Annotated in this window: 18 protein-coding genes and 1 pseudogene; 17 read left to right on the top strand and 2 right to left on the bottom strand. The window is 64.4% G+C overall.

Annotated features, from left to right (window positions below; translation table 11 throughout):
- Positions 1-51: 51 nt before the first annotated feature.
- From AC0L2H_RS24685 to AC0L2H_RS24670, 4 genes are all read left to right on the top strand, one after another.
- Complete coding sequence (locus tag AC0L2H_RS24685; RefSeq protein WP_107651329.1) at positions 52-801, top strand: GNAT family N-acetyltransferase; 750 nt, start codon at positions 52-54, stop codon at positions 799-801.
- Positions 798-1,220 carry a (deoxy)nucleoside triphosphate pyrophosphohydrolase gene (locus AC0L2H_RS24680; RefSeq protein WP_473592691.1) on the top strand — a complete coding sequence of 141 codons (423 nt, stop codon included), beginning with the start codon at positions 798-800 and terminating at the stop codon, positions 1,218-1,220. The genes AC0L2H_RS24685 and AC0L2H_RS24680 overlap by 4 nt, the downstream gene beginning before the upstream one ends.
- 105 nt (positions 1,221-1,325) lie before the next feature.
- Entirely contained in the window at positions 1,326-1,637 is a 312-nt protein-coding gene (locus AC0L2H_RS24675; protein ID WP_473592690.1) for a hypothetical protein, read from the top strand.
- 137 nt (positions 1,638-1,774) lie between these two features.
- A complete protein-coding gene (locus AC0L2H_RS24670; protein WP_473592689.1) occupies positions 1,775-1,954 on the top strand; it encodes a Flp family type IVb pilin in 180 nt (59 codons plus the stop codon).
- A gap of 11 nt (positions 1,955-1,965) precedes the next feature.
- On the opposite strand, the gene AC0L2H_RS24665 is transcribed toward AC0L2H_RS24670, so the two are convergent.
- Positions 1,966-2,859, bottom strand: coding sequence for a methyltransferase domain-containing protein (locus AC0L2H_RS24665; protein WP_473592688.1), 894 nt, complete (start codon positions 2,857-2,859; stop codon positions 1,966-1,968).
- 55 nt (positions 2,860-2,914) lie between these two features.
- Here AC0L2H_RS24665 and AC0L2H_RS24660 point away from each other — a divergent pair, with 55 nt between their 5' ends.
- The 5 genes from AC0L2H_RS24660 to AC0L2H_RS24640 all read left to right on the top strand — a co-directional run bounded on the left by AC0L2H_RS24660 (position 2,915) and on the right by AC0L2H_RS24640 (position 6,320).
- Positions 2,915-3,715, top strand: a complete 801-nt coding sequence (locus AC0L2H_RS24660; protein WP_473592686.1) for a ComF family protein — start codon at positions 2,915-2,917, stop codon at positions 3,713-3,715.
- Between the two features lie 29 nt (positions 3,716-3,744).
- Positions 3,745-4,023, top strand: coding sequence for a glutaredoxin 3 (grxC, locus tag AC0L2H_RS24655; protein ID WP_473592685.1), 279 nt, complete (start codon positions 3,745-3,747; stop codon positions 4,021-4,023).
- A 2-nt stretch (positions 4,024-4,025) separates the two neighbouring features.
- Positions 4,026-4,907 (top strand): carbon-nitrogen hydrolase family protein, encoded by an 882-nt coding sequence (locus tag AC0L2H_RS24650; protein WP_473592683.1) that lies wholly within the window; start codon positions 4,026-4,028, stop codon positions 4,905-4,907.
- The gene (locus AC0L2H_RS24645) at positions 4,904-5,329 is read left to right on the top strand and encodes a DUF1178 family protein (RefSeq protein WP_473592682.1); all 426 of its coding nucleotides are present in this window, start codon (positions 4,904-4,906) and stop codon (positions 5,327-5,329) included. Before AC0L2H_RS24650 ends, AC0L2H_RS24645 begins: the two co-directional genes overlap by 4 nt.
- Positions 5,330-5,405: 76 nt before the next feature.
- The gene (locus tag AC0L2H_RS24640) at positions 5,406-6,320 is read left to right on the top strand and encodes a DMT family transporter (RefSeq protein ID WP_473592681.1); all 915 of its coding nucleotides are present in this window, start codon (positions 5,406-5,408) and stop codon (positions 6,318-6,320) included.
- Between the two features lie 6 nt (positions 6,321-6,326).
- On the opposite strand, the gene ubiG is transcribed toward AC0L2H_RS24640, so the two are convergent.
- Positions 6,327-7,076 (bottom strand): bifunctional 2-polyprenyl-6-hydroxyphenol methylase/3-demethylubiquinol 3-O-methyltransferase UbiG, encoded by a 750-nt coding sequence (gene ubiG / locus AC0L2H_RS24635; protein ID WP_473592680.1) that lies wholly within the window; start codon positions 7,074-7,076, stop codon positions 6,327-6,329.
- A 350-nt stretch (positions 7,077-7,426) separates the two neighbouring features.
- Here ubiG and AC0L2H_RS24630 point away from each other — a divergent pair, with 350 nt between their 5' ends.
- The 8 genes and pseudogenes from AC0L2H_RS24630 to AC0L2H_RS24595 all read left to right on the top strand — a co-directional run bounded on the left by AC0L2H_RS24630 (position 7,427) and on the right by AC0L2H_RS24595 (position 19,380).
- Positions 7,427-8,680: an aspartate kinase gene (locus AC0L2H_RS24630; protein ID WP_473592679.1), complete on the top strand. Its 1,254-nt coding sequence runs from the start codon at positions 7,427-7,429 to the stop codon at positions 8,678-8,680.
- An 83-nt stretch (positions 8,681-8,763) separates the two neighbouring features.
- Positions 8,764-11,034: a phosphoenolpyruvate--protein phosphotransferase gene (gene ptsP / locus AC0L2H_RS24625; RefSeq protein WP_473592678.1), complete on the top strand. Its 2,271-nt coding sequence runs from the start codon at positions 8,764-8,766 to the stop codon at positions 11,032-11,034.
- Between the two features lie 9 nt (positions 11,035-11,043).
- The gene (gene prfA / locus AC0L2H_RS24620) at positions 11,044-12,123 is read left to right on the top strand and encodes a peptide chain release factor 1 (RefSeq protein ID WP_473592677.1); all 1,080 of its coding nucleotides are present in this window, start codon (positions 11,044-11,046) and stop codon (positions 12,121-12,123) included.
- A complete protein-coding gene (gene prmC, locus AC0L2H_RS24615; RefSeq protein WP_473592676.1) occupies positions 12,116-12,991 on the top strand; it encodes a peptide chain release factor N(5)-glutamine methyltransferase in 876 nt (291 codons plus the stop codon). The genes prfA and prmC overlap by 8 nt, the downstream gene beginning before the upstream one ends.
- 354 nt (positions 12,992-13,345) lie before the next feature.
- Positions 13,346-14,332 (top strand): DUF4167 domain-containing protein, encoded by a 987-nt coding sequence (locus AC0L2H_RS24610; RefSeq protein ID WP_473592675.1) that lies wholly within the window; start codon positions 13,346-13,348, stop codon positions 14,330-14,332.
- A 266-nt stretch (positions 14,333-14,598) separates the two neighbouring features.
- Positions 14,599-17,199 (top strand): annotated as a pseudogene (gene clpB, locus AC0L2H_RS24605) (ATP-dependent chaperone ClpB); the annotation flags it as partial.
- A 97-nt stretch (positions 17,200-17,296) separates the two neighbouring features.
- Entirely contained in the window at positions 17,297-17,662 is a 366-nt protein-coding gene (locus AC0L2H_RS24600; protein WP_473592674.1) for an MmcQ/YjbR family DNA-binding protein, read from the top strand.
- A gap of 251 nt (positions 17,663-17,913) precedes the next feature.
- Positions 17,914-19,380 (top strand): L,D-transpeptidase family protein, encoded by a 1,467-nt coding sequence (locus AC0L2H_RS24595; protein ID WP_473592673.1) that lies wholly within the window; start codon positions 17,914-17,916, stop codon positions 19,378-19,380.
- The last annotated feature ends 161 nt before the right edge of the window (positions 19,381-19,541 follow it).

Genomic DNA, 19,541 nt, shown 5'->3' with positions numbered 1-19,541 from the left:
CTGAGGAATTTGGCGGAGCTGATGACATTGGTTTCCAGACATCCGGCAAGCATGCTCGCCATCGTCCGCCGCTACGAGGCGGCCGGCTTTCGTGCCTGGCCGGCGGCGGCCGTCCATTATGACGGCACCTGGGTGGTGCGGCTGACAGCCGGCCATCCGGCCAAGCGGCTGAATTCGGTCAACCCCCTCGATCCGGGCGACATCCAGCACATTGCCGAGCGCATCGGCCGCGCCAGCCGGCGTTTCGACGCCTATGGCAGGCCGCTGACCTTCCGCATCTCGCCACTGTCGGGGCCTGACCTGTCCAGTCACCTCGACAAGGAAGGCTGGAGCATATTCGACGAATCGCTGGTGATGCGCCTGCCGTTGGCGGATGCGCAACTCGACCCGGCCATGGACCAGATCCCGCTGAAGGACATCAGCCGCTTCATCGGCGCGTCGCTCAAGGTCAGCGGCTCCGACGTGGCGCTGCGCCCTGGCCTGTCCGAGATCATCGGCGCGATCCAGCCCGAGGCCGGGCTATTCGCGCTCGAAGAGGGCAGCGAGCCGCTGGCGACGCTGATCTGTGTCCATGATGGCGATCTTGCCGGATTGTTCGAGGTCGCCACCGACAAATCGGTGCGCAACCAGGGCCATGGCCGCAATCTTATCCTGTCGGCGCTGAAATGGGCGCGGCTGCGCGGCGCCCGCGAAGCCTGGCTGCAGGTCGAGGCCAGCAATGCGCCGGCGCTGGCGCTCTACCGTTCGCTGGGCTTCGAGGAAGTCTATCGCTATCACTATCGCCGGCCGCCCGGCGCATGACCGGCGCGAGCCCCGCCGGCAAGCGCCTGCTCCTGGTCGCGGCCTGCGCGCTGGTCGACGCCGACGGCCGCGTGCTGCTGGCGCAGCGGCCGCAAGGCAAGCAACTCGCCGGCCTGTGGGAATTTCCCGGCGGCAAGGTCGAGCCCGGCGAGACGCCGGAACAATGCCTCATCCGCGAGCTCTACGAGGAAATCGGCATCGAGACCGAAATCCCGTGTCTGGCGCCACTGACCTTCGCCAGCCATTCCTACGATGATTTTCACTTGCTGATGCCGCTGTTCGTCTGCCGCCGCTTCCGTGGCATCGCCCAGCCGAAGGAGGGCCAGGGGCTGAAATGGGTGCGGCCGCGCCAGATGCGCGACTTTCCGATGCCGCCGGCCGACGCGCCGCTGATCCAGTTCCTCATCGACCTGCTGTAAGCCGGACTGTTGCCGGCCCCTGCTTCTTCACCCAGCGTTAATGAAAGATTTATCTTGCCGTGAAAAGTTGAGGCAAAGCGCTGACTTCACCGGGGGAGCGACTGCATGAGCCTCGACAGGGACTGGGACTCGATCCGGCCCGACCGTTTGCGTGGCGCCAGCCAAGCGGGCATGGGCCTGTTGCGCCTCACGTTGCTGTTCGGTTCGGCCGCGGTGGCCCTGGCCTTGTTCGCGACGCCTTACCTCGATAGCCGGATGCGATTGCAAGCCACCGGCGACGATCTTGCCGGCGTCGACAGGATGAGCACGGCTTCGATCGGTCATCGCGACACCTACACGCTGCGCAGGAGCGTGCTGCAGCCGTTGCCCAGTTCAGTCTGCGTCATCAGCAATGGCAGGCACAGCGGCGACTGCTGATCGAAAAGCGCGTCATGCATCCGGTGCTCCTTATGCGATGCGCATAGGACGCTGCCGTTTCATCGCCTGTTAAGCCTGTACCGTTAACCTTTCTTAACAGGTCGGCGCTAGGGTCGTGGCAAGCGGGATCGACAGTCATGAAAACAGTGCTGCAACGGTTTTTGGAAGACGAGACAGGCGCGACAGCCATCGAATATGGGCTGATCGCGGCCGTGTTGTCGCTTGCCATCGTTGGCGGCGTCGGCCAGGCCGCCAACGCGATCTCCTGGTTGTTCAGCGACAACAACAGCAGGCTGGCCAATGCTTTCGCCAAGTAACCGCAGCCGGGTTATCGGTTGTCGGAACCCGGTCGGCGCCCTTCGGGATTTTCCAATATCGTCTTAAGCGAGACCTTGGCCGAGCCCGGCTTCAGCGGTTTTTGCTGCGAGGCGTCGGGCGCCCAGCCTGACATCCAGACGATCGGGAAACTCGCCCTGATACGACCATCGGGATCAGCAAACCGCTCGGCGTAGATTTCGGCTGCCCGGGCAAACAGCCTTCGCGTCCCCGGTCGCCTGCTACGGTCGATGAGCGCGCTGGTCTCGCCCATGGCCCGCAGGTCCGCCATCACGCCGAACAGGGAATCGTAGCGCACCGTCACCGTCTCGACATCGGCGACCGGCAAGGCGAAGCCGGCACGCTGCAAGAGCGCGCCGGCGTCGCGCACATCGGTGAACGGAATGACGCGGGGGCTGGCGCCGCCATAAAGCTCGGTTTCGGCGGCCAGCAGGCTTTCGCGCAGCTCGGAAAGCGAGCCGGCGCCGGCAAAGGCGCCGAGGAAAAGGCCGTCCGGCTTCAGCGCGCGGCGGGTCTGCACCAGCATGCCGGGAATGTCGTTCATCGCCTGCAGCGACAGAAGCGACACAACGAGGTCGAGGCTTTCCGGCTCGAACGGCACGGTTTCCAACGATGAGACCAGTCCCGCCTCGCCCTTGAGGAAAGTCGCGTCCGCCTCGACGCGCACGATGTCCGCCACCTTGCCGCTTGCCGCGAGCACGCCGGTGGCGGCCGGTGTCTGGCAAAACAGGACGGCCGCCCTGTTAAACTCGCGCTCGACGGCGCCCAGCCGGTCGGCAAGGTCCTCGGCTGCCCGGCGCATCAGGAAATCCGCTCCGCTGACGGGGTGGGCCAATGCCCGGCGCTTGTGCGCCAGCCACAGCGGGATGTCGATTATAGGTTGCAACGGGCAGGTTCCTGTTTTCCCGCGCTTGGATATAGTGGCGCGCAGGACCAACCACGTGGCCGATCCTATGCCAGAGATCAAGCATATTGCGATCAAGGGTATCGCTCGAAAGGCTTTGGGCTGGCCGGCGCGCATGCTGTTTCCGCCGGTCTGCGCCGGCTGCCGCCGCCATGTCTCGCAACCCGGCGTGCTGTGCGGCGCCTGCTGGCCGAAACTCAGGCTTCTGGAGCGGCCCTGGTGCCCGGTGATGGGTACGCCCTTCACCCATCACATGGGCGATGGGTTCTTGTCCGCCGAAGCAATCGCCGACCCGCCGCCGTTCGAGCGGGCGCGGGCGGCAGTGGCCTATTCGGGTGTCGCCCGCCAGATGGTGCAAGGGTTGAAATACCAGGATCGCACCGATCTGGCGCCATGGATGGCGCGCTGGATGCTGCGCGCCGGCGCCGAATTGATCGCGGAGGCCGATGTGGTCGTACCGGTGCCGCTGCACTGGCGGCGGTTTTTCAGGCGCCAGTTCAACCAGTCGGCGGAGCTCGCAAGGGCGGTGTCGCAGCTTGGCGGCCTGCCTTTCGCGCCCTCGGCGATCCGCCGTGTCAAGCTCACCCGCCAGCAGGTCGGGCTGGAGCGGCACGAGCGCGAAGAGAATGTGCGTGCCGCGTTCAGAGTGCCCGGCGAGGCCGAGATCGAGATCGCCGGCCGCCGGGTGCTTTTGATCGACGACGTCTATACCACCGGCGCCACCGTGCGCGCGGTCGCCAAGGCGTTGAAGAAGAGTGGGGCCGGGGCGGTCGACGTGCTGACCTTCGCGCGCGTGCTGCCAGGGGACTTTCGGGCGGACGAGTCCGTGACTATATAGGTTTGAGGGAAAGGCAGGATTGCTGACAGATGGTCGATGTGACGATCTACACTCGGATGATGTGCGGCTATTGCACCGCGGCCAAGCGGCTGCTCGAGCACAAGGGCGTTGCCTATACCGAACATGACGCATCCTTCTCGCCGGAGCTGCGCCAGGAAATGATTTCGCGCGCGCGCGGCCGCTCGACCTTTCCGCAGATTTTCATCGGCGACACGCATGTCGGCGGCTGTGACGACCTTCACGAGCTGGAGGCGCAGGGCCGGCTGGACAAACTTCTCGCCAACGGTTCGGCGAATTTGAGGACATGACCATGGGTGCTTTCAAGGCCGCGGCGATCCAGATGCGTTCGGGAACCAGTCCCGAGCGCAATGCGGTCGATCTGGAGCGGCTGGTGCGCGAGGCGGCAAGCCAGGGTGCGGCCTATGTCCAGACCCCGGAAATGACCGGTGCGCTTGTCCGCGACAAAGAGGCAAGAGCCACCTCCTTCACCTCCGAGGACAAGGACATCATCGTCGCGACCGCACGAAAGCTGGCGAAGGAACTCGGCATTTTCCTGCATATCGGCTCGACCGCCATCCTGCGCGCCGACGGCAAGCTCGCCAACCGCGCGCTTTTGTTCGCTCCCGATGGCGCCACGCTTGCCACCTATGACAAGATTCACATGTTCGACGTCGATCTCGATAATGGCGAGAGCTGGCGCGAATCCGCCGCCTATGAGCCTGGCACTGAGGCCGTCGTCACCGGGATCAGCGGCGCTGGGATCGACGGTGCGAGGCTGGGCTTCGCCGTCTGCTACGATTTGCGCTTTCCGCAACTTTTCCGCGCCGAGGCGCTGGCCGGCGCAGATATGCTTTCCGTACCCGCTGCCTTTACCCGGCAAACCGGCGAGGCGCACTGGCACGTGTTGCTCAGGGCACGCGCCATCGAAAACGGCGCCTATGTCGTGGCCGCCGCGCAGGGCGGACTGCACGAGGACGGCCGCGAGACCTATGGCCACTCGCTGATCGTCGATCCCTGGGGCCGCATCGTCGCTGAAGCCGCGCATGACGAGCCGGCGGTGATCGTCGCCGAGATCGATCCGGCGCAGTCGCTTGCGGCGCGCAAGAAGATACCGAACCTCAGGAATGCGCGCGATTTTGCCGTGAACGGCGGATCGGCCGAGGCCGTGCCTCTCAGGGGTGCGGCGTCTTGATCCGCTTTTCCCTGATCTGCGAGCACGAGCATGAATTCGAGGGCTGGTTTCGCAGCAACGACGATTTCGACACCCAGAAGAAGCGGGGCTTCGTCGATTGCCCCACCTGCGGCTCGCATAAGATTGAAAAGGCGTTGATGGCGCCGGCCGTCTCCACCGGGCGCAAACAGGAAAAGATCGCGCTTGCCATGGGCGAGGCGCAGAAGCAGGCGCTGGCGCAGTTGAAGGCGATGGCCGAGAAAGTGCGCGAGAATGCCGACTATGTCGGCGACAAGTTCGCCGAGGAAGCGCGCAAGATCCATTTCGGCGAGAGCGACCCGCGCGGCATCTATGGCGAGGCGACGCTCGAGGAGGCCAAGAGCCTGGCCGAGGACGGCGTGGAGTTCATGCCGATCCCAAGCTTCCCAGACGACCGCAACTGAGTCAGCCAATTTTCCCGAACTGGTTCATTCGCCCGGCTGCTTTTGCTGGTCACCTCGCCGCGATCGAGGAAACATAATGAAATTTCTCTGGGATTCAGCGCTCGGCCTTCTGGTCGTCACCGGCGGGCTGCTCGGCCTGACGCTGCCGTTCGGCAAGCTGGCGACGGCGGCGGGCGTTCCGGCGGTGGTCTGGGCCTTCGTCATCTCGTTCGGCGCCGGCGGCGTGCTGCTAGGCGCCTTGCTGTTGAACGGAGAGCGCATCCGGCTCAGCCCGCACAGGCTGCGCTATTTCTTCGTCACCGCGGCGGTGTCCTACGCTATCCCCAATCTCCTGATGTTTTCCGCCATTCCGCACCTTGGCGCCGGCTACACCGGCATCATGTTCACGCTGTCGCCTGTCATCACGCTGGTGTTCTCGATCCTGCTCGGCGTCAGGCGCCCCAATCTGCTTGGTGTGACCGGCATCGCCGTCGGCTTCGTCGGCGCGGTGATGGTGGCGACGACGCGTGGCGAGGCTGGCCGTCCGGCCGAGTTCTTCTGGGTGGCGGTGGGACTGCTCATTCCGGTCAGCCTGGCCGTCGGCAACATCTACCGCACGGTCGACTGGCCCGAAGGCACCGGCCCGATCGCACTCGCCGCCGGCAGCCATCTGGCGTCGGCGGTGATGTTGCTTGCCGGCATCCTGGCCTCGCTGGGCGCCGGTGCATTCGGCTCGCTCGGCGGGGTGCCGCTGGCGACCGTCGCGCAGATGGCTTCGGCGGCGACGATGTTCGCGGTGTTCTTTCGGCTGCAGGCAGTCGGAGGCCCGGTCTATCTCAGCCAGATCGGTTATGTCGCGGCGGCGGTCGGTTTGCTTGCCGGCACGATCTTTTTCGGCGAGCACTACCAATTGCTGACCTGGGTGGGCGCGGCCATCATCGTTGCCGGCGTGTTCATCACCACGAAAGCACAAAGCCAGATCACCACGAAGGCGCAAAGCCAGGCGGCGTGAGAAGGTTCAGACCGGTGCCTTCTCCGCCAGCACCATGTAGTTGACGTCCATGTCCTTCGACCGCTGCCAGCGGTCGGCGAGCGGATGGTAGACGACGCCGGTGCGGTCGATGATGGCAAGCCCGGCGCCGGCGAGCGCCTTTTCGAGCTCTTCGGGACGCACCAGCTTGCCGAACTGGTGCGTGCCGCGCGGCAGCCAGCGCAGCACATATTCGGCGCCGATGATGGCCAGGCCCAGGGCCTTCAGCGTGCGGTTGATGGTGGCGACGAACATGATGCCGCCCGGCTTGACCATCTCGCCGCATTTGGCCACGAACAGGTCGATGTCGGCGACATGCTCGACGACTTCCATGTTGAGGATGACGTCGAATTTCTCGCCGGAATCGGCCAGGTCCTCCGCCGTCGTGGCGCGATAATCCACCGTCACGCCGACCTCCGCCGCATGCAGCCTGGCCACTTCGATGTTGGTGGCGGATGCGTCGGCGCCGACCACTTCGGCGCCAAGCCGCGCCATCGGCTCGCACAAAAGCCCGCCGCCGCAGCCGATGTCGAGGAAGCGCAGGCCTTCGAACGGCCTCGCCGCGCGCGGGTCGCGGCCGAAGCGCGCCGCCACCTGGTCGCGGATATAGGCAAGCCGGATCGGATTGAACTTGTGCAGCGGGCGGAACTTGCCGTTCGGGTTCCACCATTCGGCGGCAAGAGCGGAAAAGCGTTCCACTTCTCCGGCATCGATCGTCGATCGTCGCGGCTCTGGCATGGCTTCGTCTCCCGCAGACTCAAAAGTTCAGAGCGCGATCGGACGCAAAACCACTTTTGCTGATCGCGCTCTGGTGCGCTAGGAAGTCGGGTGTGGGGGCGGGAAAGTCAAGGCAGCAATTTTCGCCGGCCGGCCCCTGCTGACCAAAGGTGCCACTGTCCCGGCGCATCAAAATGCTGTTATCCACAAGCCGAGCCAAGCGGCGAGATTTCCGGCGCTTGCCCACGGTCCTTGCGGATAGTCCCTGTTTTGGCTAAGGAGGCCGCGCATTCAACGGCCGGCCTCAACCGGGCACATTCTTTCCGCTTTCGGCCTTCGGTCCGGCATCCAGTCAAAGGCATTTCGCTTCCATGGCGCGCATCGTGATGAAATTCGGCGGAACCTCCGTCGCCGACATCGCCCGCATCCGCAATGTAGCGCGCCATGTAAAACGCGAGGTCGATGCCGGCCATGAGGTCGCGGTGGTCGTCTCGGCAATGGCCGGCAAGACCAACGAGCTCGTGCAATGGACGCGCGAGGCGTCGCCCATGCACGATGCTCGTGAATATGATGCCGTCGTCGCCTCCGGCGAGCAGGTCACGGCCGGTCTTTTGGCGATCGCGCTGCAGAATATGGGGGTGCATGCGCGGTCTTGGCAGGGCTGGCAGATCCCGATCAAGACCGACAACGCGCATGGCGCGGCGCGCATCCTCGACATCGACGGCGCATTTTTGATCAAGCGCTTCGGCGAGGGCCAGGTGGCGGTGGTCGCAGGATTCCAGGGCATCGGGCCGGACAATCGCATCGCCACGCTCGGCCGCGGCGGTTCCGACACCAGTGCCGTCGCCATCGCCGCGGCGGTCAAGGCCGACCGCTGCGACATCTACACCGACGTCGACGGGGTCTACACCACCGATCCGCGCATCGAGCCGAAGGCGCGGCGGCTGGCCAAGATTTCCTTCGAGGAAATGCTTGAAATGGCGTCGCTCGGCGCCAAGGTCCTGCAGGTCCGCTCGGTCGAGCTTGCCATGGTGCACAGGGTGCGTACTTTCGTGCGGTCGTCCTTCGACGATCCCGACGCACCCGGAATGGGGGATTTGCTCAATCCGCCCGGAACGCTCATTTGCGACGAGGAAGAAATCGTGGAACAGCAGGTCGTCACCGGAATCGCCTACGCCAAGGACGAAGCGCAGATTTCGTTGCGCCGTGTCGGAGACCGGCCCGGCGTCGCCGCCGGCATCTTCGGGCCGCTGGCCGAGGCCAACATCAATGTCGACATGATCGTCCAGAATATCTCCGAGGACGGCAAGTTCACCGACATGACCTTCACCGTGCCGTCCGGCGACGTCGACAAGGCGCTGGCCGTGCTCGAGCGCCTGAAGGCCACGATCGGCTATGACGTCGTGCAATCGGAAGCCGGCATGTCAAAGGTCTCGGTCATCGGCATCGGCATGAGGAGCCATGCCGGCGTCGCCGCCACAGCCTTCAAGGCGCTGGCCGATCGTGCCATCAATATCCGCGCCATCACCACTTCCGAGATCAAGATTTCGATATTGATCGACGGTCCCTATACGGAACTTGCGGTTCGCACTTTGCATTCCGTCTACGGTCTGGATAAGCAGTAGCAAGACTTTGAGTCAGTTGTTGCGTGAGCGCCGGCCGCAGGGGAAACTGCGCCGGCTGACATGCCATTGGAGAAGAAGCCGCGATGCGTGATACGGCCAGTGGCCCGCGCGTTTTGCTGAAACGGCTCCGCGAGCTCATGCAAGAGCCGCTGGAGCCACAGGAGCGGCTCGACCGCATCGTGCGCGACATCGCCTCCAACATGGTCGCCGAAGTGTGCTCGCTCTATGTGCTGCGCGCCGATTCGGTGCTCGAACTCTATGCCACCGAGGGTCTGAACCCCAACGCCGTCCACCTGGCTCAGCTGAAACTCGGCCAAGGCCTGGTCGGCACCATCGCGGCCTCGGCGCGGCCGCTCAACCTGTCCAACGCGCAGGAGCATCCGGCCTTCGCCTATCTGCCGGAGACGGGGGAAGAGATCTACAATTCCTTCCTCGGCGTGCCGGTGCTGAGGGCAGGGCGCACACTCGGCGTGCTGGTGGTCCAGAACAAGACCATGCGCCACTACCGCGACGACGAGGTCGAAGCGCTGGAAACCACGGCGATGGTGATCGCCGAGATGATCGCCACCGGCGATCTGGCGCGGTTGACCCGGCCCGGGCTCGAACTCGACCTGCGCCGCCCGGTGAGCTTCAACGGCCTGTCCTTCAACGAGGGCGTCGGGCTTGGCCATGTCGTGCTGCACGAGCCGCGCATCGTCGTCACCAATCTGTTCAACGAGGACAGCGAGGAAGAGGTCAGGCGGCTCGACGCATCGCTTGGTTCGCTCAGGCTCTCCATCGACGACATGCTGGAACGCCGCGATGTCGCCTTCGAGGGCGAGCATCGCCAGGTGCTCGAAGCCTATCGCATGTTCGCCAACGACAGCGGCTGGGTGCGGCGGCTCGAAGAGGCGATCCGCAACGGCCTGACCGCGGAAGCGGCGGTCGAAAAGGTGCAGAGCGACATGCGCGCCCGCATGATGCACATGACCGATCCGTATCTGCGCGAGCGGATGAGCGATTTCGACGATCTCGCCAACCGGCTGCTGCGCCAGCTGATGGGGCGCGGACCGGAGGATGTCGCGGCCTCGCTGCCGAAGGACGCCATCATCGTTGCCCGTTCGATGGGGGCCGCCGAACTGCTCGACTACCCCAGGGACAAGCTGCGCGGCGTGGTGCTGGAGGATGGGGCCGCAACCAGCCACGTCGTCATCGTGGCGCGCGCCATGGGCATACCGGTCGCCGGCCAGATGAAGGGCGCCGTTTCCATGGCGGAAAACGGCGACGCCATCATCGTCGACGGCGAGGAGGGCATCATCCATCTGCGCCCGCAGCCCGATCTCGAAGCCGCCTATGCCGAAAAGGTCCGCTTCAGGGCGCGGCGGCAGGAGGTTTACCGCGAGCTGCGCAAGAAGCCGTCGGTGACCAGGGATGGTGTCCAGGTCGATCTCCTGATGAATGCGGGCCTTGCCGTCGACCTGCCGCAGCTCGCCGAGGCGGGCGCGGCCGGGATCGGCCTGTTCCGCACCGAGCTGCAATTCATGGTTGCCTCGACCTTTCCCCGCGCCGAGGCGCAGGAAAAGCTCTATCGCGACGTGCTCGATGCGGCGCGCGGCAAGCCGGTCACCTTCCGCACCATCGATATTGGCGGCGACAAGGTGCTGCCCTACTTCAAGGGCGCGATCCAGGAAGAGAACCCGGCGCTCGGCTGGCGCGCCATCCGGCTGACGCTCGACCGGCCGGGCCTGCTCAGGACGCAGATCCGTGCGCTTCTGAAGGCCAGCGGCGGGCGTGAACTGAAGCTGATGCTGCCGATGGTGACCGAGCTTGGCGAGATCGCACAGGCGCGTGAGATCATCGATCGCGAGGTGCGGCATCTGTCGCGTTTTGCCCATCATCTGCCGACCAGCCTGAAGCTCGGGGCCATGCTCGAAGTACCGTCGCTGCTGTTCCAGCTCGACGAGCTGATGAAGGCGGTCGATTTCGTCTCGGTCGGCTCGAACGATTTGTTCCAGTTCGTGATGGCGGTCGATCGCGGCAACACGCAGCTCTCCGATCGCTTCGATACGCTGTCGACGCCGTTCCTGCGCGTCTTGAAGACGATCGCCGATGCCGGGCTACGCAATCACACTCCGGTGACGCTGTGCGGCGAACTCGCCGGAAAACCCATATCCGCGATGGCGCTGATCGGCCTGGGCTACCGCTCGATCTCCATGTCGCCGGCCTCGATCGGTCCGGTCAAGGCGATGCTGACGGAGCTGCCGCTGGACGAGTTGCAGGCATTCTTCGACGACAATCTGATGGCGCCGGCTCAAGGGCTGCCGATGCGGGCATTGCTGCAAGCCTTTGCCGACGACCGTTCGATCCCGCTATAGACCTTTGTCATGATCAACCTGCCCCGCGACCGTATGGATCAAGTCGTCAAGCGTTTCGACATGCTCGAAGCGCAGATGTCGGCCGGGCCGGCGGCGGACGCCTATGTCCGGATGGCCTCGGAATATGCCGACATCCAGGAGATGGTGGCCAAGATCAGGGCGCTGCGCGCCGCCGAGCAGGAGCAGGCCGACCTGGAGGCAATGCTTGCCGACAAGGGTACCGATGCCGAGATGCGGGCCTTGGCGGAGGCCGACCTGCCGGGGGTCGAGGAACGCATCGAGGCGCTGCAGAAGGATATCCAGATCCTGCTTCTGCCCAAGGATGCCGCCGACGACAAGAACGCCATCCTCGAAATCCGCGCCGGCACCGGCGGCGACGAGGCGGCGCTGTTCGCCGGCGACCTGTTTCGCATGTATGAGCGCTACGCAGCGTCCCGCGGCTGGCGTTTCGAGACGGCTTCGGCCAGCGAGGGCGAGGTTGGCGGCTACAAGGAAATCATCGCCACCGTGTCGGGCAAGGGGGTCTTTGCCCATCTGAAGTTCGAATCCGGCGTGCATCGCGTGCAGCGCGTGCCGGAGACCGAGGCCGGCGGACGCATCCATACCTCGGCGGCGACGGTCGCGGTGCTGCCGGAGGCGGAAGAGGTCGACATCGAGATCCGGGCGGAAGACATCCGCATCGATACGATGCGTGCGTCGGGCTCCGGCGGCCAGCACGTCAACACCACCGATTCGGCGGTCCGCATTACCCATCTGCCGACCGGCATCATGGTGGTGCAGGCGGAGAAGTCGCAGCATCAGAACCGGGCGAAGGCGATGCAAATCCTGCGGGCCAGGCTCTACGACCTGGAGCGCGGCAAGGCGGACGAGGAGCGCTCGGAATCGCGCAAGTCGCAGGTCGGGTCGGGCGACCGCTCGGAGCGCATCCGCACTTACAATTTCCCGCAAGGCCGGGTCACCGACCATCGCATCAACCTGACGCTCTACAAGCTCGACCGGGTGATGATGGGCGAACTCGACGAGATCGTCGACGCGCTGATCGCCGATCACCAGTCGAAACTGCTCGCCGACATGGGCGTCGATGGCTGACACTTTACCCGGCACGCTCGGGCCACTGCTGCGGGCGGCGCGGCAACGCCTGACAGAAGCCGGCGTGAGCGATCCAGCGCTGGACGCCAGGCTGATCGTCGAACATTTTTCCGCCACGACCCGCACGCAGGCCATCGCCGATCCCGAGCGCAAGGTCGGCCCCGACGCGGTCGCCGCCATCGATGCGGCCTTGGGGCGGCGCATCTCCGGCGAGCCGGTGCATCGCATCCTTGGTTATCGCGAATTCCACGGCTTGCGCCTGTCGCTGTCGCCGGAAACGCTGGAGCCGCGGCCCGACACCGAAACGCTGGTCGAAGCGGTACTGCCCTTCGTGAAAGCGACAGCGGAGCGGCAAGGCGAATGCCGCATCCTCGATCTTGGAACCGGCACCGGCGCCATCGCTCTGGCGCTGCTCGATGCCGTACCTGGCGCGGTTGCCACCGGCGTCGATATTTCCCAGGACGCGTTGACGACCGCCGTGCGCAATGCCAGGGAACTGGGGCTGGCCGGCAGGTTCAAATCGCTTCAGTCCGACTGGTTCGAAAAAGTTTCGGGCCGGTACCATGTAATTACCGCAAACCCTCCCTATATACCGACTCAAGACATTGAAAATCTGCAGGACGAAGTCCGCGATTTCGATCCGCGCCAAGCCTTGGATGGCGGCGCTGACGGTCTGAGCCCCTACAGGATCATCGCCGCCGAGGCGGCAGGTTTTTTGGACCTCAAGGGCATAATAGCGGTCGAGATCGGCCATACGCAGCGCGACGAGGTCACGGACATTTTTTCTGCAGCCGGCTATGGGCGGGCTGGGGTGTTTTGCGATCTGGGCGGAAATAACAGGGTTTTGGTCTTTGAACGCAGGTTCTGATCGAGTAACAGACAAAGCCGTGATGCAGTGCGAAAAAACCGCTTGGCAATGCCGGGGAATGCGGCTAGGGTCGCCTTAACCGGATGAGACGAAGCAGGCAGTGCTCTTAGCGATTCGGTTTTCCTTGGAAATAGCTGCCTTCTTGCGCAAACGACGCCCAAGCTTCGTGCGGGAATCGTCCGGCAAGTGATGTAACCGGAACAGGATGACACGTGGCGCCAACGCAATCGATGCGGGCGAACGCCGGTGAAGAAACGAAACGGCTGGCTGCATGAGCGCCTCCGTTCGTGAAGAGTTATTCAAAAATTTCAAAATGAAGAGAGTCGGATGAGGCCACAACAGCAGAACAGGCGCATGCGCGGTCGCAACAACAGCGGCGGCGGCGGCAACAACAATAACAACAACCGCAAGGGCCCAAATCCCCTGACGCGCAACTACGAGAGCAACGGCCCGGACGTGAAGATCCGCGGATCGGCTCAGCAGATCGCCGAAAAATACGCAACCCTTGCCCGTGATGCGCAAAGCTCCGGCGACCGGGTGATGGCGGAAAACTATCTCCAGCACGCCGAGCACTACAATCGCATCATTGCAGCCGCGCAGGCGCAGATGCCGATCCAGAACGCGCAGCAGAACCGCGACGATTTCGACGAAGACGGCGATGAAGACCGCGACGAGTTCGACAATGCCGGCAACAATGCCGGCGAGGCTTCGGCTCCAGCGGCCAGCCATGGCGCCGGCCCGCAGCCGGTCATCGAGGGCATGCCGGCCGAGTTGGCGTTCAACCAGGAAAACGGCCGCGACAATCGTGACAACGGCCGCGACAACGGGGGCCGCGACAACGGGGGCCGCGATAACGGGCGCGACAACAATGGCGGTCGCCATCGCGACCGTCGCCCCAATGGCGGTTACGGCCAGAACGGCCAGCGCGGCGAGTATGGTTCGCGCGGCGAGCAGGGCGGCCAGCGCGGCGATCAGAACCGGCGCAACGAGGCGCCGGTGCAGGCGGAAGCCGTTTCCCAGGCTGAAACCGCGCCCCAGGCCGAAACTGGTTTTGTGCCCCAGGCCGAGCCCGTTGTTGCCGCCGAACCCGCGCCGCAGTTTAGCAATTTTTCGCCGGCCGCTCTCGCCGCACAGGCCGAGATGAACGAGGCAGCGAGCGGAAATGGTGCTGCGCGCCGTCCCAGGCGCCCGCGGCGTCCGCGTGCCGATGCTGCCCAGGGGGTAGATCAGGAAAATGCAAACCAGACAGATAGCGTTAGCGACAATGCCGGTCCCGGCGAAGTGGCAGCGCCGGTTGAAGGTGGTGGCGAAGCTGTCGTTGCCGAAGTCGACAACCGATAGACAGACTTTCCAACCGGGCTTTCAAGCCGGGTTGGAGCCGAGCCAAGTTAGAGCATCCCTTACCCCAGACGGCGGAGAGCAATCTCCGCCGTTTTCGTTTTGCGCCTCCCGTGGAATATAATGCATTGACCGATATCAAGGCGTCTTGAGAGACCACGGCCTATGCACCATATCTCGCGTGAACAGGATCCGGCTCGAATGGGCGGGTCCGTCACCGCAATCTGATCCGGTGCCGCAAAGCGGGCCGGTGACGGAAGGAGACAGATATGAACCTTGAGAAATATTCCGAGCGCGTGCGCGGCTTTATCCAGTCCGCGCAGACCATGGCGCTCTCGCGCAGCCACCAGCAATTTACCCCCGAACATATCCTGAAAGTGCTCGTCGACGACGAGGAGGGCTTGGCCGCCTCGCTGATCGAGCGTGCCGGCGGCAGCGTTCGCGACGTCAAGCTCGGTGTCGAATCCGCCCTCGAAGCGATGCCCAAGGTGGAAGGTGGCAATGGCCAGCTTTATCTGGCGCAGCCGCTGGCCAAGGTGTTTTCGACGGCCGAGGAACTGGCCAAGAAGGCCGGCGACAGCTTCGTCACGGTCGAGCGGCTGCTGACGGCGCTGGCGGTCGAGAAATCCGCCAAGACCGCCGACATCTTGGCCAAGGCCGGGGTGACCGCGCAGGCGCTGAACCAGGTGATCAACGATGTCCGCAAGGGCCGCACCGCCGATTCGGCGAGCGCCGAACAGGGTTATGACGCGCTGAAGAAATACGCGCGCGACCTGACCGCGGATGCCCGGGCCGGCAAGCTCGATCCGGTCATCGGCCGCGACGATGAGATCCGCCGTACCATCCAGGTGCTGTCGCGCCGGACCAAGAACAATCCCGTGCTGATCGGTGAACCCGGCGTCGGCAAGACGGCGATCGCCGAAGGGCTGGCGCTGCGCATCGTCAATGGCGACGTGCCGGAATCGCTGAAGGACAAGCAGTTGATGGCGCTCGACATGGGCGCGCTGATTGCCGGCGCCAAATATCGCGGCGAGTTCGAGGAGCGGCTGAAGGCGGTGCTTTCGGAGGTTACCGGTGCCGCTGGCGGCATCATCCTGTTCATCGACGAGATGCACACGCTGGTCGGCGCCGGCAAGGCCGATGGCGCGATGGATGCCTCGAACCTGTTGAAGCCGGCACTGGCGCGCGGCGAGTTGCACTGCGTCGGCGCGACCACGCTCGACGAATACAGAAAGCATGTCGAGAAGGATCCGGCGCTGGCCCGCCGCTTCCAGCCGGTCTTCGTCGACGAGCCGACGGTGGAGGACACCGTCTCGATCCTGCGCGGCCTGAAGGAGAAATACGAGCAGCACCATAAGGTGCGCATCTCGGATTCGGCCTTGGTCGCCGCGGCGACGCTGTCCAACCGCTATATCGCCGACCGGTTCCTGCCGGACAAGGCGATCGACCTCGTCGACGAGGCCGCGTCGCGGCTCCGGATGCAGGTCGATTCGAAGCCGGAGGCACTGGACGAGATCGATCGCCGCATCATGCAGCTCAAGATCGAGCGCGAGGCGCTGAAGGTCGAGAAAGACGAGGCGTCGAAGGACCGGCTTGCCCGCCTCGAGAAGGAACTCTCCAATCTGGAAGAAGAGTCGACCGAGATCACCTCGAAGTGGCAGGCGGAGAAGCAGAAGCTCGGGCTTGCCGCCGACCTCAAGAAGCAACTCGACGAGGCGCGCAACGAGCTTGCCATTGCCCAGCGCAAGGGTGAATTCCAGCGCGCCGGCGAGCTCGCCTATGGCACGATCCCGGAACTGGAAAAGAAGCTGAAGGAAGCCGAAGCCCAGGACGGCAAGGTCGGCATGGTCGAGGAGGTGGTCACGCCCGACCATGTCGCCCATATCGTGTCGCGCTGGACCGGCATTCCGGTCGACAAGATGCTGCAAGGCGAGCGCGACAAGCTGTTGCGCATGGAAGACGAGGTCGGCAAGCGCGTCGTCGGCCAGGGCGAGGCGGTGCAGGCGGTGTCGAAAGCCGTCCGCCGCGCCCGTGCCGGCCTGCAGGATCCGAACCGGCCGATCGGCTCGTTCATGTTCCTCGGCCCGACCGGCGTCGGCAAGACCGAACTGACCAAGGCGCTGGCCAGCTTCCTGTTCGACGACGAAAGCGCGATGGTGCGCATCGACATGTCGGAGTTCATGGAGAAGCACTCGGTCGCCCGCCTGATCGGCGCGCCTCCCGGCTATGTCGGCTATGAGGAAGGCGGCGCGCTGACCGAAGCGGTGCGGCGCCGGCCCTATCAGGTCGTGCTGTTCGACGAGATCGAGAAGGCGCATCCGGACGTGTTCAACGTGCTGCTGCAGGTGCTCGACGACGGCCGCCTGACCGACGGGCAGGGCCGCACGGTCGACTTCCGCAACACGCTGATCATCATGACGTCGAATCTCGGCGCCGAATATTTGGTCAATCTCGGCGAGGACCAGGACGTCGATCAGGTGCGCGACGAGGTGATGAGCGTGGTGCGGGCATCGTTCCGGCCTGAATTCCTCAACCGCGTCGACGAGGTGATCCTGTTCCACCGGCTGCGCCGGCAGGATATGGGCCGCATCGTCGAGATCCAGCTCAAGCGGCTGGAAAGCCTGCTCGTCGACCGCAAGATCGCGCTGTCGCTGGATCAGGAGGCGATCGACTGGCTGGCGGCCAAGGGCTACGACCCGGCCTATGGCGCGCGGCCGCTGAAGCGGGTGATGCAGAAGGAACTGCAGGATCCGCTGGCGGAGAAGATCCTGCTCGGCGAGATCCTCGACGGCTCGACCGTCAAGGTCACAGCCGGTTCCGACCGGCTGAACTTCCGCTCGAAGCCGGCGGTCGTGGCGACCGAGGCGGCGCCCTTGTTTTATGCAAGTCGTTGTCGCAAAACCGCTGCGTCCCCCCGGTTCAAGCCCGAGGGCATGCTTTTGCGCGATATGTATTTGAAGGGCGCGGATGACGCTGGACGACTACAACGGCTTTTGCGCATCGCTGCCTGCGACGACCCATGTCGTCCAGTGGGGCGGCGCCCATGTCTGGAAGGTCGGCGCCAAGGTGTTTGCCATCGCCGGCTGGGGTGAGGGCAAGCAGCCCTTCGTCACCTTCAAATGCTCCGACATCGCCTATGACATACTGAAGGAACAGCCTGGCCTCAGGCCCGCGCCCTATCTTGCGTCGCGCGGCATGAAATGGATCCAGCGCCAGACGGGCGAGAGCATGGATGACGACGCGCTGAAGGACTATTTGCGCGAAAGCCACCGCCTGGTCGTGCTGAAATTGACGAAGCAGGCGCGCCGGGAATTGGGGCTCGCTGGAAGCTGACGCATGTTGCTCCAGCCTGCCAGAAATCCGCCATCTTCATGCCCGGTTCATGTTGGATCCTTATCGTGGCGACTGATTTGCTGGCGAAGGGGTTCGCCTGCCGCGTCGGCCCGAAATCGAATTCGATTTTCGGAAAGCACGATGCGGAGATCTGAAGCGTCAGAGCGTCCGTTGCGCGTCCGAAAAAACGCGCGGCGCTCTAAAAAGGCAATGCAAGGCGGCGGCATTTGGGACCGGAGAGTTTGACAATCATGTTTCGCGGGATATTCACCCTTTCGGCGCTTGCCATCGGGCTGCTGGTGTCGAATGCGATGGGCTCGCCAATGGCGGATACCGCGCCGCGACCTGTTCGCGCGAGCGATTCCGGCGGCATTCTTGTGGCCCAGAACGGCAATGTCGACGTCTATTACGACGCCAGGGGAAACCGCGTCCTCGTCGATGCGGAGACCGGCAAGGTCATTGCCATCCAGCCGCCGCAGGCCAGGTATGACCGCGCCGCGCCGCGCCGCGAGCGCTGGCGCAATCTCGGGCCGGTCGAGGATGACGACTATTACCTCGACGACCCGCAGGACACGGCGCGCATCCGCCGCAGGCGGCTGGACGAGCAGGGCCGCATCATCGAGCCACCGGCCGACGGATACGATCCCTATGGCGACAGTTCGGTGGAGGCCTTTCCGGAAGCGCCGCAGGACGACGGCGGCTACGGCAACACTTACCCGGAAGCGCCGCAGCCGGCAAAGCCGCGCACCATCAAGCGCCAGCCGCTCGACGAAGCTTCGATCGAACCGGTCGAGCCGACCGCGCCGGCCGAGCAGGCGGCGTTGCCGCCGAAGACCGGTGGCAAAACGACGGTCGATCCGTCGCTCTCGCTCGGCGCACGCCAGGATATCGCCGGGCTGCAGGTGCTGCTCGACCGCGCCGGCGCTTCGCCCGGCGTCATCGACGGGCGCTTCGGCTCGAATGTCGACAAGGCGCTCGCCGCCTACAATGAGATCACTGGCGGCAATCTTCGTTCAACCGATGCGGTCGGCATCCAGGCAGCCCTTGCGCAATCGGGCGGCGATGCCTTCGCTTCCTACACGATCACACCGGAGGATGCGGCCGGCCCCTATGTCGCATCGATACCGGAGGACTACAGCCAGAAAGCGCAGCTCGACCGCATGGGCTATACCTCCGTCACCGAGGCGATCGCCGAGCGGTTTCACATGGACGAGAACTATCTGAAAGCGCTCAATCCGGACGCCAATTTCAACCGGCCCGGCACGATCATCAAGGTCGCGAATTTCGGCAAGCTGGTGACAAAGCCGGTGGCGCGCATCATCGCCGACAAGGGCAAGAAAGAGGTCTTCGCCTATGACGCGTCTGGCAAGCTGGTAGCTGCCTATCCGGCCACCATCGGTTCGTCGGACACGCCGTCGCCCTCCGGCACGCATGCGGTGTCGCGTGTCGCGCTCGATCCCAACTACACCTACAATCCCAACATCAATTTCAAGCAGGGCGAAAACGACAAGGTGCTGACCATTCCGCCGGGGCCGAACGGACCGGTCGGCTCGGTCTGGATCGCGCTGGACAAGCCGACCTACGGCATCCACGGCACGCCCGATCCGTCCAAGATCGGCAAGACCGAAAGCCATGGCTGCGTGCGGCTGACCAATTGGGACGCACGCGAACTGGCCAGGATCGTCTCGCCCGGCGTCACGGTCGAATTCGTCGACTAAGCGCAATCGTTGCGACCGCAGCGTGAGACCTGCCAATGTCGGTGCCGCCCCTCATTGCCCTGCCGGGCATTTCTCCCCGTAAACGGCAGGGGAATCGCATATGGCGATTTTGGGGTTGAGTTTAGACAGAGAAAGGATTCTTTGGAGAGGCAGTTGAGCGA

The organism is Mesorhizobium sp. WSM4871 (genome assembly GCF_055811295.1).
The sequence above is the reverse complement of the archived record's forward strand: the minus strand, read 5'-3'. Positions and strand labels throughout refer to the sequence as shown.